General features: G+C 33.0%; 15 protein-coding genes. 8 read left to right on the forward strand and 7 right to left on the reverse strand.

Translation table 11 applies throughout. The features are described from left to right. Positions 1-11: 11 nt before the first annotated feature. Both gyrB and asnB read right to left on the reverse strand, forming a co-directional pair. Positions 12-1,961 carry a DNA topoisomerase (ATP-hydrolyzing) subunit B gene (gene gyrB, locus V6251_RS11375; RefSeq protein WP_145000845.1) on the reverse strand — a complete coding sequence of 650 codons (1,950 nt, stop codon included), beginning with the start codon at positions 1,959-1,961 and terminating at the stop codon, positions 12-14. A 302-nt stretch (positions 1,962-2,263) separates the two neighbouring features. Continuing rightward, complete coding sequence (asnB, locus tag V6251_RS11380; protein WP_341588325.1) at positions 2,264-3,937, reverse strand: asparagine synthase B; 1,674 nt, start codon at positions 3,935-3,937, stop codon at positions 2,264-2,266. Positions 3,938-4,129: 192 nt separating this feature from the next. Between asnB and V6251_RS11385 the strand changes: the two genes are divergently transcribed. Continuing rightward, the gene (locus V6251_RS11385) at positions 4,130-5,407 is read left to right on the forward strand and encodes a YCF48-related protein (protein ID WP_341588326.1); all 1,278 of its coding nucleotides are present in this window, start codon (positions 4,130-4,132) and stop codon (positions 5,405-5,407) included. Here V6251_RS11385 and V6251_RS11390 read toward each other — a convergent pair whose 3' ends face one another. Next, positions 5,408-5,956 carry an HNH endonuclease gene (locus V6251_RS11390; protein ID WP_341588327.1) on the reverse strand — a complete coding sequence of 183 codons (549 nt, stop codon included), beginning with the start codon at positions 5,954-5,956 and terminating at the stop codon, positions 5,408-5,410. Positions 5,957-6,021: 65 nt separating this feature from the next. After that, positions 6,022-6,651, reverse strand: a complete 630-nt coding sequence (locus V6251_RS11395; protein WP_145000853.1) for a 7-carboxy-7-deazaguanine synthase QueE — start codon at positions 6,649-6,651, stop codon at positions 6,022-6,024. Between the two features lie 105 nt (positions 6,652-6,756). Between V6251_RS11395 and V6251_RS11400 the strand changes: the two genes are divergently transcribed. The 7 genes from V6251_RS11400 to V6251_RS11430 all read left to right on the forward strand — a co-directional run bounded on the left by V6251_RS11400 (position 6,757) and on the right by V6251_RS11430 (position 11,803). Then, the gene (locus V6251_RS11400; protein WP_341588328.1) at positions 6,757-8,286 is read left to right on the forward strand and encodes a helicase HerA-like domain-containing protein; all 1,530 of its coding nucleotides are present in this window, start codon (positions 6,757-6,759) and stop codon (positions 8,284-8,286) included. Between the two features lie 68 nt (positions 8,287-8,354). Then, positions 8,355-8,906 carry a hypothetical protein gene (locus tag V6251_RS11405; RefSeq protein WP_145000857.1) on the forward strand — a complete coding sequence of 184 codons (552 nt, stop codon included), beginning with the start codon at positions 8,355-8,357 and terminating at the stop codon, positions 8,904-8,906. A 19-nt stretch (positions 8,907-8,925) separates the two neighbouring features. Next, positions 8,926-9,258 (forward strand): hypothetical protein, encoded by a 333-nt coding sequence (locus V6251_RS11410; RefSeq protein ID WP_292946339.1) that lies wholly within the window; start codon positions 8,926-8,928, stop codon positions 9,256-9,258. 4 nt (positions 9,259-9,262) lie between these two features. Further along, the gene (locus V6251_RS11415) at positions 9,263-9,631 is read left to right on the forward strand and encodes a cupin domain-containing protein (RefSeq protein ID WP_341588329.1); all 369 of its coding nucleotides are present in this window, start codon (positions 9,263-9,265) and stop codon (positions 9,629-9,631) included. A gap of 6 nt (positions 9,632-9,637) precedes the next feature. Continuing rightward, positions 9,638-10,477, forward strand: coding sequence for an alpha/beta hydrolase (locus V6251_RS11420; protein ID WP_224742455.1), 840 nt, complete (start codon positions 9,638-9,640; stop codon positions 10,475-10,477). Between the two features lie 6 nt (positions 10,478-10,483). Beyond that, positions 10,484-11,377, forward strand: a complete 894-nt coding sequence (gene rluF / locus V6251_RS11425) for a 23S rRNA pseudouridine(2604) synthase RluF (protein ID WP_341588330.1) — start codon at positions 10,484-10,486, stop codon at positions 11,375-11,377. Between the two features lie 3 nt (positions 11,378-11,380). Continuing rightward, positions 11,381-11,803 (forward strand): VOC family protein, encoded by a 423-nt coding sequence (locus V6251_RS11430; protein ID WP_341588331.1) that lies wholly within the window; start codon positions 11,381-11,383, stop codon positions 11,801-11,803. Between the two features lie 324 nt (positions 11,804-12,127). Here V6251_RS11430 and V6251_RS11435 read toward each other — a convergent pair whose 3' ends face one another. The 3 genes from V6251_RS11435 to ffh are packed head-to-tail and all read right to left on the reverse strand — an operon-like array spanning position 12,128 to position 15,142. Continuing rightward, positions 12,128-12,829 (reverse strand): YwaF family protein, encoded by a 702-nt coding sequence (locus tag V6251_RS11435; RefSeq protein WP_341588332.1) that lies wholly within the window; start codon positions 12,827-12,829, stop codon positions 12,128-12,130. Between the two features lie 43 nt (positions 12,830-12,872). Further along, positions 12,873-13,763 carry a bifunctional 5,10-methylenetetrahydrofolate dehydrogenase/5,10-methenyltetrahydrofolate cyclohydrolase gene (locus V6251_RS11440; protein WP_341588333.1) on the reverse strand — a complete coding sequence of 297 codons (891 nt, stop codon included), beginning with the start codon at positions 13,761-13,763 and terminating at the stop codon, positions 12,873-12,875. Positions 13,764-13,813: 50 nt separating this feature from the next. Next, positions 13,814-15,142, reverse strand: coding sequence for a signal recognition particle protein (ffh, locus tag V6251_RS11445; protein WP_339808450.1), 1,329 nt, complete (start codon positions 15,140-15,142; stop codon positions 13,814-13,816). Positions 15,143-15,230: the final 88 nt, after the last annotated feature.

Genomic DNA, 15,230 nt, shown 5'->3' on the forward strand with positions numbered 1-15,230 from the left:
ATATTTATTATTTAAGCATCGATGTTTGCGTAAATAGCATTTCTCTCAATAAAATCACGACGTGGTGGCACCTCGTCTCCCATTAACATAGAAAATACACGATCAGCCTCAACACCATTATCGATTTGGATTTGACGTAGCGTTCTAAATTCAGGATTCATTGTTGTATCCCAAAGTTGTTCTGCATTCATCTCTCCAAGACCTTTATAACGTTGGATTTTTGCTGATTCTCCAAAATCTTTCATAATAGCAACACGCTCTTCATCTGACCAAGCATATTGTTTTTTAGCTCCTTTTTTAACTAAATATAAAGGTGGAGTTGCAATGTAAATGTGTCCATTTTCAATTAACTCTTTCATAAATCTAAAGAAGAACGTTAAAATAAGTGTTTCAATGTGCGAACCATCAATATCGGCATCACACATGATTACTATTTTGTGGTATCTTAATTTAGAAAGGTTTAATGCCTTACTATCTTCTTCGGTACCAATAGTTACACCTAAAGCTGTAAAGATATTTTTAATCTCTTCGTTTTCAAACACCTTGTGTGTCATTGCCTTTTCAACATTCAAAATCTTACCACGTAATGGTAAAATGGCTTGAAATGCACGATCACGACCTTGTTTTGCAGTTCCACCTGCCGAATCTCCCTCGACTAAGTAAACCTCACACTTTGATGGGTCTTGCTCTGAGCAATCCGATAATTTTCCAGGTAAACCACCTATACTCATTACTGTTTTACGCTGTACCATTTCACGCGCTTTTTGAGCTGCATGTCTAGCTTGGGCTGCAAGAATTACTTTTTGAACAATGATTTTAGCATCATCTGGATGTTCTTCTAAATAATCAGATAACATTTCTGATACTGCCTGACTTACAGATGCAGACACTTCGCGGTTACCTAATTTAGTTTTAGTTTGTCCTTCAAATTGTGGCTCTTGTACTTTTACAGATACAATTGCTGTAAGACCTTCACGGAAGTCATCTCCTGCGATATCAAACTTTAACTTGTCTAACATTCCAGACTCGTCAGCATACTTTTTAAGTGTATGCGTTAATCCACGTCTAAAACCTGAAAGGTGCGTACCACCTTCATGTGTATTAATATTATTTACATAAGAGTGTAAGTTTTCTGCATAACTAGTATTATATACCATTGCAACCTCAACAGGTACTCCATTTTTTTCTCCTTCAAAAGAAATTACGTCTTTCATTAAAGGCTCTCTGTTTCCGTCTAAAAACTTGATAAACTCTTTAAGACCTTCTTCACTATGAAATGTTTCTCCTTCAAAAGAACCATCTTCTTTAGTAAATCTTTTGTCTACTAAATGGATTGTAATTCCTTTGTTTAAGTATGCCAATTCACGCATTCTACTTGCTAATGTATCGTAATTATACTCTAGCGTTTGTGTAAAAATTGTCGAATCTGGTTTAAAAGTTACAGTTGTACCTCTTTTATCTGTATCACCAATTGCCTTAACAGGATATAAAGATTTACCTCTTTCGTATTCTTGTTCCCATATTTTACCGTCTCTATAAACGGTTGCTGTTAGGTGCTCTGATAATGCATTAACACAACTTACACCAACACCGTGAAGTCCTCCAGAAACCTTATAGGAATCTTTATCAAATTTACCTCCAGCACCAATTTTAGTCATTACAACTTCTAATGCAGAAATACCTTCTTTTTTGTGAAGATCTACAGGAATACCACGTCCATCATCTTCTGTAGTGATTGAGTTATCCTCGTTAATTGTTACTGTGATGTTATCACAATGACCAGCTAAAGCTTCGTCAATCGAGTTATCTACAACTTCATATACTAAATGGTGTAAACCACGTACACCAACATCTCCAATATACATAGAAGGACGCATACGTACATGCTCCATCCCTTCTAGCGCTTGGATACTATCAGCAGAATAATTGTGTTTGTTAAACTCTTCCTTTTTTTCGCTCATATTTATATTATTTATGATCTATTTCTGTTATTAAGGCATAAAAAAAGATGCGATTAAGCATCCTTTTGAATACAAACAAATATACACAATTAAAAACGTTTTTCAAGTGTATTTAAGCGTTCTCCTTAAAAATTATTAACATTTGTTAATTATTAAAAAAGTGTCTTAAAAGGCTTAAAAACCACTTTAAAATAGATTTTGATAATCTTAATTGTTTTTTTAAAGACCAAAAAACACAAAACCTCGCATTTGCGAGGTTTTGAAGCTATTAATATATATACTTTATGCTAATTTTTACTTAATTAAGATGTAGCATAAGACTTATCATGGACGTTTGCTATTGCACGACCACTTGGCTCATTCATGTTTTTAAAAGCCTCATCCCACTCTAACGCTGTAGCTGTACTACACGCTACACTTGCTTCTTGAGGTACACTTTTTGCTGCAGCATCACTTGGGAAGTGCTCTTCAAAAATAGAACGATAGTAAAACTCTTCTTTGTTTTGTGGTGTTTGTATTGGAAAACGGAATTTAGCATTAGCCATTTGATCATCTGTGACTGCTTCATTAACAACTTCTTTAAGTGTGTCAATCCAACTGTAACCAACACCATCGCTAAATTGTTCCTTTTGTCTCCAAGCTACACTTTCTGGTAACATATCCTCAAAAGCCTTACGTACTACCCATTTTTCCATACGTTCTCCATTAATCATTTTATCTTGAGGGTTAATGCGCATCGCTACATCCATAAACTCTTTATCTAAAAATGGGACACGTCCTTCAATTCCCCAAGCAGCTAAACTTTTGTTTGCTCTTAAACAATCATACATGTGTAATTTATCTAGCTTACGCACTGTTTCTTCATGAAATTCTTTTGCATTTGGTGCTTTATGAAAGTATAAATAACCTCCAAAAATTTCATCTGCACCTTCTCCAGATAACACCATTTTAATTCCCATAGATTTAATAACTCTAGCCATTAAATACATAGGTGTTGACGATCTTATGGTTGTTATATCATAGGTTTCTATGTTATAAATTACATCTTTAATAGCATCTAAACCTTCTTGGATTGTAAATTTAATTTCATGGTGCACAGTACCAATATGGTCTGCAACTTTTTGTGCTGCAGCTAAATCTGGCGAGCCTTCTAACCCAACAGAGAAGCTATGTAATTGCGGATACCAAGCATCTGACTGGTCATCTGACTCTATACGTTTTTGCGCGTATTTTTTTGCAATTGCAGAAGTCACAGAACTATCTAATCCTCCTGAAAGTAAAACTCCGTAAGGCACATCACTCATTAACTGTCTGTGAACTGCTGCTTCTAAAGCTTCTTTAACTTCAGCGATACTAGTTTCGTTATCTTTTACAGCCTCATAATCACTCCAATCTCTATTATACCATTTTACAAATTCACCATCTTTACTTGACATGTAATGTCCTGGAGGAAATAATTCAATTTTAGTACAAATACCTTCTAAAGCTTTTAATTCTGAGGCTACATAAAATGTTCCGTTTTGATCCCAACCAATGTATAATGGGATAATTCCCATGTGGTCACGTGCTATAAAATATTCATCTTTTTCTACATCATAAATTGCAAACCCAAAAATTCCGTTCATTTCATCTACAAAATCAACACCTTTTTCTTGGTACAATGCTAAGATTACTTCGCAGTCACTTTGCGTTTGAAAATCATATTTACCTTCAAATTGCTTACGCAAATCTCTGTGATTGTATATTTCGCCATTTGCAGCTAAAACCAATTTATTATCAGGACTAAACAATGGTTGTTTTCCTGAAGCAGGATCAACAATTGCTAAACGTTCATGCGCTAAAATAGCTTTATCATCACTATAAATACCTGACCAATCTGGTCCACGATGACGAATAGTTTTAGACATTTCTAACACTTGAGGTCTTAAATCTTCACTTTTTTGTTTTAGGTCGAAAGCACATACAATTCCACACATAATTTTATAATTTAAATTCTTTAATTCTAATTGATGAAGCAAATATTAGCTTTATGTTTCATAATTAAAACACTAAACGTATTAATGCTTACATTTTTACATCATTAAATAATATTATGTTACAATATGTTACTTTTTAGTTAGTTAAAAGTATTCTTAACTTTACAATCTGATAGTTAACCCCAAACCACAATGAGATTATTTGTTCTTTTATTTATTTTGTTTAGCTTAAATGTAACTGCTCAAGCTACTTGGCAACCATTACCTAATATTACTTCTAATCCTAATAATCAACGTTTTGATGACGTGTTTTTTTTAAATGATAATTTAGGTTGGGCTGCAAATGGCTTTTATGCGTCTGTTTATAAAACTACAGATGGTGGTATAACATGGTCAGAACAACTAAATCAAACGGATTTGGGTAGTAGTCATTATTTTAGAAATATTGAATTTTTAAATGAAGACGTAGGCTTTTTAGGCACTTTAAATGGTCTTTTTTACAAAACTACAGATGGTGGTATAACATGGACAACTATAACTAATATAACACCAAATCCAGTTGCTATTTGCGGATTAGATGCAGTTGGAACCTCAACAATTTATGGTTGTGGTGCTTACTTTAGTCCAGCTTTTATAATTAAATCTTCAGATAGTGGTAACAATTGGACATTTATAGACATGACTGCGTACGCTGATGCTTTAGTAGAAATTTATTTTGAAACTGAAACTATTGGTTATGCTTCTGGAAAAAGTGCAACAGGAGGCATCATTTTAAAAACTATAGATGGAGGAACTTCCTGGACAGAGATATACAACTCTAACATTATTGGAGATTACGTTTGGAAAATACAAATATTAGAAAGTAATACAAATGTAATTTTTGGAGCTGTGGAGTCCACAGCAACTACATTAGGTCAGTTTATTAAGTCAACAGATGGTGGTGCAACTTGGTTTAGTACCAACGCACCAGAAACCCACTTGCAAGCAGTTGGATTTACATCCGAAACCCATGGATGGATTGGAGGACACACCACAGGTTTTTACGAAACCACAGATGGAGGACTAACTTGGACCAACTTAAACATTGGCAATAATTTAAACCGAATATTTGTTACCTCATCAGGTCAAGCTTACGCATCAGGTACTACTATTTACAAATACACAGACCAAACTTTAAATACTGAAGATTTCTCTGTACCAGCAAAATCGCCATTACAGATTATATTACTAAAAAATCCAGTTGAAAACAATCTTGAATTTTCAATAGATTTTAAAAGTGATGATAATTTATTAATTGAGCTTTATGACGCTAACGGTAGATTTGTCAAACAACTTTCTAGAGAAATAATTAAAACTAATGGTACCCAAAAACAGTATAAATTTCCGGTTACAGACTTAGCAACTGGAATCTATTTCTTAGATTTTCATAATAATAGTGGACGTCAAACAGTTAAGTTTATAAAACAATAGTTACACTTTTACATGTCCCCAATTTTCACCAGTTTTAATACGATGTAATTGCATTTCTGAAACCCCAAATTGTCGCGCTAAAATCTTTAATCTAGTACGTCTATTTGGATCAAAAAGACGCTTTTTAAGTCTAATCACCTCTGTTTCGGTTAATTTAGAGGACGTTATCACTTTTTTTCTAGTAAGATAATGCGGATTTTTAAATTGATGGATTTCCTTTTCACGTTTAGTTGCCCATTTTAAATTTTCGACTGCATTATTACATTTATCGTAATCTAAGTGGATTACAAATTTTGCGTCTTGTGGTTTATCTAAATGATGTTGTGCAACTAATTTGTGAATATATCTTGCTGTACGCTTGCCATCTTTTTTTATAACAGGAACTGTACTATACCCATTAATAGGGTATTGGTTTTCTATCAAAACATCTACTCCATCTTCAACTTTACTAAGTCGTCCATGGTTTGATATTTTAAAAGACATATTTTCAGAAACATTGTCATCAAATTGGACAGGCTTCCATTTTTCATTGTAAAAATTTCTAATCATAATGTTAAGTTTATAAGGATTACTTACGCTATGATTAATAGCTATAGTTGCAAAATACAACTATTTTACGGAATATTAAGATACTTGTGTGTTTGTAGTGACACTTTCCATTTAGGATTAGCCATAACATAATCTACAATCATTGGTATCATTGTATCACGTTTACTCCATTCTGGTTGTAAATATAAAATACAATCTCCATTAACTTTAGCTGCTTGCGCTTCCGCAAACTTAAAGTCATCTTTGTTATAGATTATACATTTTAGCTCATGTGCCTTATCATAAACACCTTGAGTAGGCAGTTTCATTTTTTTTGGAGACAAGCAAATCCAATCCCATTGACCAGTTAACTCATAAGCACCAGAAGTTTCTATATGGATTTTACAACCTTCAGCCTTAAGCTTATCGGTTAATGCTGTCATATCCCAAGTTAATGGTTCTCCTCCTGTTACTACTACAGTATCGCTATACTTTTTAGCATTGGCAACTATTACATCTGTACTAGTTGGAGGATGTAAATCTGCATTCCAACTTTCTTTAACATCACACCAATGACAACCAACATCACAACCACCAATTCTTATAAAATAAGCAGCAGTTCCTTTATGGAAACCTTCACCTTGGATAGTGTAAAACTCTTCCATTAAAGGCAACATTAATCCTTTGTTAACTAAATCTTGTGTCTCTTGCTTCATAGCTTGCAAATATAATCTTATCTAATGGAAAATTTAAGCATTTAAAGTTGAAAGTTTTCAATGATTTACGGTAAGATTAGTATTTTTACATCAAATATTTTTAGAATGAGTAGACAAGACGAATTTTTTAATCATATCACAGAAGGAAACACCTGTAAAGGCGACTACATTACGTTAGGTTCGGCAATGTTAGATGGTCAAACTATAAAAGATGCTTTTGTAAACGTACCATTAAAAACTATGAATAGACATGGTTTGATAGCTGGTGCAACTGGAACAGGAAAAACAAAAACACTGCAAGTGTTGGCAGAAAACCTTAGTGACAAAGGGATTCCGGTCTTACTTATGGATATTAAAGGAGATTTAAGTGGTATTGCACAACCTAGTCCAGGACATGCTAAAATTGACGAACGTCATGCCAAAATAGGTTTACCATTTGAAGCTAAAGGGTTTCCTGTAGAAATCATGAGTTTATCCGAACAAAATGGTGTAAGATTACGTGCAACTGTTAGCGAGTTTGGTCCTGTATTACTATCTAGAATTTTGGATCTTACAGACACGCAATCTGGCGTTGTAGCAGTTATTTTTAAATATTGCGACGACAACAAACTACCTTTATTAGATTTAAAAGATTTTAAAAAAATATTACAATACTGCACTAACGAAGGTAAAGAAGAGTTTCAGGACGAGTATGGTCGCATCTCGTCTGCTTCAACAGGAGCAATTTTAAGAAAGGTTATCGAAATTGAGCAACAAGGAGGTGATTTATTTTTTGGCGAAAAAAGTTTTGAAGTCGAAGATTTATTACGCACCACTAGAGATGGTCGTGGTTACATAAACATTATTAGACTTACAGACATACAAGACAGACCAAAATTATTCTCGACATTTATGTTAAGCTTATTGGCCGAAATATATGAGACTTTACCAGAACAAGGTGACTCTGGAAAACCAGAATTAATCATGTTTATTGATGAAGCGCATTTGATATTTAACGAAGCTTCAAAAGCCTTATTAAATCAAATAGAAAGCATTGTTAAACTAATACGTAGTAAAGGTGTTGGTTTATACTTTGTAACACAAAACCCAACAGATGTACCAGAAGGTGTTTTAAGCCAATTAGGGTTAAAAATCCAACATGCTTTGCGTGCCTTTACAGCAAAAGACAGAAAAGCCATTAAGCTAACAGCACAAAACTATCCAGATACTGAATACTATGATACAGCAGATGTATTAACGTCATTAGGTACTGGAGAAGCGTTAGTGTCTGCTTTAGATGAAAAAGGAAGACCAACACCATTAGCTGCCACAATGATGCGTGCACCAATGAGTAGAATGGATGTGTTAACAGACGTAGAGTTGCAAAACTTATTGGACGACTCGAAGTTAGTTTTAAAATATAACGAAACCATAGATCGTGAAAGCGCGTATGAGCTTTTAAACAAAAAAATAGAAGCTGCTGAAGCCTTACAACTTGAAGAAGACAAAAAAGCTGAAAAAGAAAAAGCTGAAAAACAATCTAGATCAACAACCACAAGAAGACGTAGCACTGCACAAAACCCAATTATCAAAGTATTAACAAGTGCTACATTTATTAGAAGCGTTTTTGGAATTTTAAAACGCGTGATGAAATAATCAATTTAAAAACAGAATAACAAACAAAATAATTTCGCTTAAGCGGAAACAAAACCAATATAACCTCAATGAAAAAAACAATAGTAACCTTAGGTCTTTTAGCTGTGCTAGTAACGTCATGTAACAAAGCTGCAGATCCATATTTAGTGCAAAACCAAAATATTGGATTATTAACAGACTCAACCCAAGTCAAGGATTTAAAAACTATCTTTATCAACGACTCAGTAATAAGTCCTATTGCTGGAGACGAGTTTACAGGTGCTTTAAATACTATTGAAATTTACGAAAAAGGAGGTAAACACCTATTAAGCATAACACCAAAACAAGCGTTAGACTCTACTGCAACAATCTCTAGTATCAAGATAAAAGACTCGAGATTTAAAACAGACAAAGGGATAACTAGCAACAGTACTTTTGGAGATATTAAAGCAAAATATACTATTACAAGCATTCAAAATTCATTTAAAAGTGCTTCCGTCTTTGTTAAAGAAAGTGATGCCTTTTTCTTAATTGATAAAAATGAATTACCATCAGAGTTTAGATTTGATATGAACAAAAAAATAGAGGAAGCAAACATACCAGAAACCGCTAAGATTAAACACTTTATTTTAGGTTGGTAGTTATAATATAAAAGCTAAAATGAATACCAAGAATTTACCTAATGACATTATAAAATGGTGGGAAAGTAAACGATGGCTATTTAACTTACTAAATGCTTTATTTGGTATTATAGGTTTAATAAGTTTTGCTGACTATTTTCAAATAGAAGAAGCTATAGGACTAGTTATCTATATTGTAACAGCAAACGTCTTGTATTCCTCAGGAATGCTTTTAGAAATTGCTGATTTTTATTATTTTAATAATAAATTAGGTGTCAATAAAATAAGACTTTTACTTTTAACATTAGGACTACTATTTTCATGTGGTATAACAATACTTGGCGTGATTATACATTACGCTGCTAATTTTTAATAAAATGAAAGAAAAAAAATATAAAATCCAAAACAGTCCATTTGTTGTACCAACAACTGATGGTAAAGTTATTGAAGAACACTTTGGATTAGCCACAGATGGTAATAAAGATATTAGCATAGCACATATGATTGCTCCAGCAGGTTGGAGTGAACCATTTCAAACACCAGCTTTTGATGAGTACACTTATATTATTAAAGGTAAAAAACAGTTTATTATTGAAGGTGAAGAAATAATACTTGAAGCTGGACAATCTATTAAAATTGAAAAAAATACTCGTGTACAATACTCCAATCCTTTCACAATAGCTTGCGAGTATATTGCAATTTGTACTCCAGCATTTTCAATGGATTTGGTAAACAGAGAAGACTAAAAAAAAATGAAAAAGAAAATCGCAAAAGTACTTCCTAAAATAATTGGTAACGGATTAAATGCGGTTAGTTATGTTGCACCTAAATTTGCTAGCGCAAAAGCATTAGACATTTTTGCAACACCTAGACAAGGACGTTTTAAAGACAAACATCAACCGTTTTTAAATACAGCTAACCAATACACTTTAAACTACCAAGACCATACCATACAAACTTACCATTGGGTAGGTACAAAAAAAACCATCTTGCTTGCACATGGTTGGGAAAGCAATACTTTTAGATGGAAAAAATTAGTCGAAGCTTTACAGGATTTAGATTACAATGTGGTATCCTTAGATGGTCCTGCTCATGGTAAATCTAGTGGTACGCAGTTTAATGCTATTTTGTATTCCGAGTTTTTAAATGTTGTTGCAAAGCACTACAAGGCTAATGTAATTGTTGGACATTCAGTTGGTGGAATGGCATCTGTGTTTTTTCAACATAAATACCAAAATGACGCTTTACAAAAAATGATTTTGCTTGGCGCACCTTCAGAGTTTACAAATGTTTTTAAAAACTATGTTAACATGTTAGGGTTTAATAAGCGCATTGAAAATGGACTAAATCAGCTAGTTTTAGAACGTTTTAATTATATGCCTTCACATTTTTCGGCAGCTAAATTTTCAAAAGAAATTAATTTAGAAGGACTTATCATCCACGATAAAGGTGATAAGATTATACAATATGATGAGGCTGAGCTAATTTCATCTAACTTTAAAAATTCAACATTACTAACTACAGATGGTTTTGGTCATGGATTACGTGACGATAGCGTAAACAAAGCTGTTATTAATTTTATTAAAGCGTAATATATTTTGGAAGAAAAATTAACAAGACTTAATAAATACCTCAGCGAAGCTGGTTTTTGCTCGCGTCGTGAAGGTGATAAATTAATTGACGCTGGACGTGTTACAATTAATGGCGTTGTGCCAGAAATGGGTACAAAAGTAAGTCCAAATGATGTTGTTGCTGTAGATGGTGAAATTATTAAAAACAATACTGACAAGCCAATTTACTTAGCTTTTAACAAACCTGTAGGTATTGTTTGCACTACAGACACCTCTGTTGAAAAAGACAATATTATAGATTACATAAACTATCCCAAACGTATTTTTCCTATTGGTCGTTTAGATAAGTTAAGTGATGGATTAATTTTTATGACTGACGATGGTGATATTGTAAACAAAATTTTACGTGCTAGTAACAATCACGACAAAGAGTATGTTGTGACTGTAGACAAACCAATATCACAAACCTTTATAAACAGAATGGCAAGTGGTATTTATCTAGAAGATTTAGATCGTACGACTAAAAAATGTTCGGTTAAAAAAATAGACTCGCATACCTTCAGGATTATTTTGACACAAGGTTTAAATAGGCAGATTAGACGTATGTGCGAATATTTAACTTATGAAGTGACTTCATTAAGACGTGTTAGAATCATGAATATTAAGTTGGATGTTCCTGTTGGAGAATACAGAGAATTTACAGAAAAAGAACTAAAAACATTGCATTTGCTTTTAGAGGATTCGACCAAGATACACGAAGCTAAAACAGCAAAAGACAGTCCTTCTAGATCTAGTAGACCTGTTAAAGACACACCAACTAAAGACAGAGTCAAACCAAAAGATCAACCTAATAGAGAATCAACTAAAGGAGGGCGACCTAATCGTGAGCGACCAATTAGAAACAGACGCAAAGACCATTAAATTATGAGTACAGTATCACCTTTTCATTTAGCCATTCCTGTTTACAACCTAGAGGAGTGTCGTCTGTTTTACAGAGATGTTTTAAACTGCGAAGAAGGAAGAAGTAGTGACCATTGGGTAGACTTTAACTTTTTTGGCCACCAGTTAGTAATACATTATAAAGCAAAAACTAACGATATTGAAACTGCAAATCAAGTGGATGGTAAGCACGTACCAGTACCACATTTTGGTGTGGTTTTAGATTGGGACGCTTTCGCGGAATTTGAAGCCCACTTAAAAAATAAAAATATTCAGTTTATTATTGAACCTTATGTAAGATTTGAAGGTTTAGTTGGCGAGCAAAAAACAATGTTTTTTAAAGACCCTTCTGGTAATGCTTTAGAGTTTAAAACATTTAGAGATCAGTCACAGTTGTTTGCAAAGTAACATTCACTGGGTTTAGTCTAGGCAAACCCAACTAGTATTATAAAATTTAGACCTTACAGATTTTAAAAACCTGTGAGGTCTTTTTTTACACTCATGCTTTCCAAATCTGGCTATAAAAATTGTCAGTTTTTAATAATTTTTGAAGTGATAATCTATTATTGTTTAGTTAACAAAATCTTTTCAGTGGGTAAAACTTAATCTGCTAAACCAGTTTGTTGTAATGGAGTAACTTGTGCCTTACAGCTATAAAAAGTTAAGATAAATAAACCTAAAATTACTATTCTTTTTTATTTTAAGTGTTATTCATATATGCTGTTATTGTTCTTATTTAGTGTTATAATATTTGTTAGACCAAAAAAAAGGCACGTAAATAAGCAAAAACAATGGTAATAAAGCTAATTGAACTATAATTACATAATTTGGCCAATCACCCAACAAATCTAGTACTGATTCAGAAAGTGGTTTATTATTTAAATAAGAATAGTTGGCATCCAACAGGTAGTTAATTACCATAATTATCAAAACATAAACCTGCAGTACTACAAAAGATTTAAATACACTTTTAAATTTTGGTCGCATTTTTAAGACCACTATAGCATAGGCTATAATAGTTAAAAGTCCAAGATGAACAATCCAATATCTTAAATAATCATAACTAGGAAAACCTACCTCAATATCTGGAGTAATAACGCCTTGCGACGTACCGACTATAGTCCAAAATAATAAGATTTCGAAAAGTAAAAATCGTCTTGTTAATGTGAATATAAAAATAAACAAAGCCATAAAGCTACATAAAAACAAGGGTAAATCTGTTTGTAAACTGTAACCACCTTGTCCAATTTTATACAAATGAAAAATAGCCATAAAACCAGACACAAAAATACCTAAGCCTTTAAATACTTTAAACTTTAGATGATCTGATTGTGTTTTGATTTGATAAAATAAAAACCAACACAAAATTACAGCCACAACTATTGGCAGAAGATGCTCTAAACTTCCAAACTGAACACGAGATAGTATTTGCATAAAAAAACCTGAAATGATTAATTTCAGGTTTAAAAATAAGTAATTAATTTTTATTAGATTTTCTGTGACGCTCTCTAGCTAATAAAGTGTTTTTTAATAACATGGCTATAGTCATTGGTCCTACTCCACCAGGAACAGGTGTGATGTGACTAGCTTTTTTACTAACATTTTCAAAATCAACATCACCAGTTATACGGTAACCTCTTTCTTTAGTGTCGTCAGGCACTCTAGTAATACCTACATCTATAATAACAGCATCATCTTTTACCATTTCTGCTTTTAAAAAGTTTGGTACACCTAACGCAGAAATTATAATGTCTGCTTGACTTGTAATTTGTGTAATATTTTTAGTGTGACTATGTGTTAAGGTTACTGTACTGTTACCAGGAAACCCTTTACGACCCATTAAAATACTCATAGGACGCCCAACAATATGAGAACGACCAATAACCACTGTGTGCTTACCTTTAGTGTCTACGTTATATCTATCTAATAGCTCTAAAATACCAAATGGTGTTGCTGGAATAAAGGTAGACATGTCTAATGCCATTTTACCAAAATTCATGGGATGAAACCCATCCACATCCTTATCTGGATGCACAGCCATTAAAACTTTTTGTGTATCTATTTGTTCTGGTAATGGTAACTGTATAATAAAGCCATCAATATCAGGATTATTATTAAGCTCGTCAATTTTATCTAACAATTCAACTTCACTGGTTGTATTAGACAATCTAACCATAGTAGATTCAAAACCAACACGCTCACAAGCTCTAACTTTACTTCCTACGTAAGTCAAACTTGCACCATCGTTACCTACAATAACTGCTGCTAAATGAGGAACTTTTTCGCCATTAGTTTTCATCTTGTCGACTTCAGCTTTGATTTCGTTTTTAATATCGTTGCTGACTTTTTTACCGTCTAGAATTGTCATATTTTATAGTTGTGTGTGTTAGTTAATTATATAAAATAAAAAAACATGAGTTACCTCATGTTTTTCATTGCATTCATCATTGCTTTTCCTTTTCCACCTTGCATCATTTTCATCATCTTACTCATTTGATCAAATTGCTTAAGTAATTGGTTAACTTCTTGAACCGAAGTACCAGATCCTTTACCAATTCGTTTTTTACGACTAGCATCAATAATAGATGGATTAGTACGCTCTTTAACTGTCATCGAGTGGATAATAGCTTCGATACCTTTAAAAGCATCATCGTCTATATCTATATCTTTCATCATTTTTCCAGCACCAGGAATCATTCCAATAAGGTCTTTCATATTACCCATTTTCTTGATTTGCTGAATTTGCTTTAAGAAGTCGTCAAAACCAAATTGATTTTTAGCGATTTTCTTTTGTAATTTTCTAGCTTCTACCTCATCAAATTGTTCCTGAGCACGTTCTACTAAAGAGACAACATCTCCCATTCCTAGAATACGATCTGCCATACGTGAAGGATAGAATACGTCAATCGCTTCCATCTTCTCTCCTGTACCAATAAACTTAATTGGTTTATTTACTACAGATTTAATAGATATTGCTGCTCCACCACGTGTATCACCATCTAATTTGGTTAAGATAACACCATCAAAGTTTAAAACATCATTAAAGGCTTTTGCTGTATTTACAGCATCTTGACCTGTCATAGAGTCTACTACAAATAATGTTTCTTGTGGTTGAATTGCTTTGTGAATATTAGAAATCTCTTTCATCATCGCTTCATCCACAGCTAAACGACCTGCTGTATCAATAATAACGACGTTATGTCCATTTTGCTTTGCATGTGCAATACCTGCTTGTGCAATAGCTACTGGATCTGTGTTTCCTTTATCACTATAAACATCAACTTTTATTTGATCTCCTACAACGTGTAACTGATCAACAGCTGCTGGACGATAAACGTCACACGCAACTAATAAAGGTTTTTTAGTTTTTTTGGTTTTTAAAAAGTTGGCTAATTTACCAGAAAAAGTAGTTTTACCAGACCCTTGTAAACCAGACATTAATATAATAGTTGGAGTACCAGACATGTTTATGCCTTCTACATCTCCTCCCATTAATTCTGTTAATTCGTCTTTAACGATTTTAACCATTAATTGTCCTGGTTGTAACGTTGTTAATACGTTTTGACCTAGTGCTTTTTCTTTTACTCTGTTAGTAAATTCTTTAGCAATTTTAAAGTTAACATCGGCATCTAAAAGTGCTCTACGTACTTCTTTTAGGGTTTCGGCAACGTTTACTTCTGTAATGCTACCATGTCCTTTTAGTACGTGTAACGCTTTATCTAACTTTTCGCTTAAATTATTAAACATAATTTTTTCTGTTTTTAAGAAGCACAAAAATAGCAATTTGAAGCGTATTTACGAAGTTTCATATATAAATAATTCCATAAAAAAAGGC

It is taken from the genome of Olleya sp. Ti.3.14, assembly GCF_038154885.1.
GTDB lineage: Bacteria > Bacteroidota > Bacteroidia > Flavobacteriales > Flavobacteriaceae > Olleya.

What these genes read in the sequence shown, in the direction of transcription:
- gyrB (WP_145000845.1), bottom strand. Translation starts at nt 1,961, where the DNA reads ATGAGCGAAAAAAAGGAAGAGTTTAACAAACACAATTATTCTGCTGAT.
- asnB (WP_341588325.1), bottom strand. Translation starts at nt 3,937, where the DNA reads ATGTGTGGAATTGTATGTGCTTTCGACCTAAAACAAAAAAGTGAAGAT.
- V6251_RS11385 (WP_341588326.1), top strand. Translation starts at nt 4,130, where the DNA reads ATGAGATTATTTGTTCTTTTATTTATTTTGTTTAGCTTAAATGTAACT.
- V6251_RS11390 (WP_341588327.1), bottom strand. Translation starts at nt 5,956, where the DNA reads ATGATTAGAAATTTTTACAATGAAAAATGGAAGCCTGTCCAATTTGAT.
- V6251_RS11395 (WP_145000853.1), bottom strand. Translation starts at nt 6,651, where the DNA reads ATGAAGCAAGAGACACAAGATTTAGTTAACAAAGGATTAATGTTGCCT.
- V6251_RS11400 (WP_341588328.1), top strand. Translation starts at nt 6,757, where the DNA reads ATGAGTAGACAAGACGAATTTTTTAATCATATCACAGAAGGAAACACC.
- V6251_RS11405 (WP_145000857.1), top strand. Translation starts at nt 8,355, where the DNA reads ATGAAAAAAACAATAGTAACCTTAGGTCTTTTAGCTGTGCTAGTAACG.
- V6251_RS11410 (WP_292946339.1), top strand. Translation starts at nt 8,926, where the DNA reads ATGAATACCAAGAATTTACCTAATGACATTATAAAATGGTGGGAAAGT.
- V6251_RS11415 (WP_341588329.1), top strand. Translation starts at nt 9,263, where the DNA reads ATGAAAGAAAAAAAATATAAAATCCAAAACAGTCCATTTGTTGTACCA.
- V6251_RS11420 (WP_224742455.1), top strand. Translation starts at nt 9,638, where the DNA reads ATGAAAAAGAAAATCGCAAAAGTACTTCCTAAAATAATTGGTAACGGA.
- V6251_RS11430 (WP_341588331.1), top strand. Translation starts at nt 11,381, where the DNA reads ATGAGTACAGTATCACCTTTTCATTTAGCCATTCCTGTTTACAACCTA.
- V6251_RS11435 (WP_341588332.1), bottom strand. Translation starts at nt 12,829, where the DNA reads ATGCAAATACTATCTCGTGTTCAGTTTGGAAGTTTAGAGCATCTTCTG.
- V6251_RS11440 (WP_341588333.1), bottom strand. Translation starts at nt 13,763, where the DNA reads ATGACAATTCTAGACGGTAAAAAAGTCAGCAACGATATTAAAAACGAA.
- ffh (WP_339808450.1), bottom strand. Translation starts at nt 15,142, where the DNA reads ATGTTTAATAATTTAAGCGAAAAGTTAGATAAAGCGTTACACGTACTA.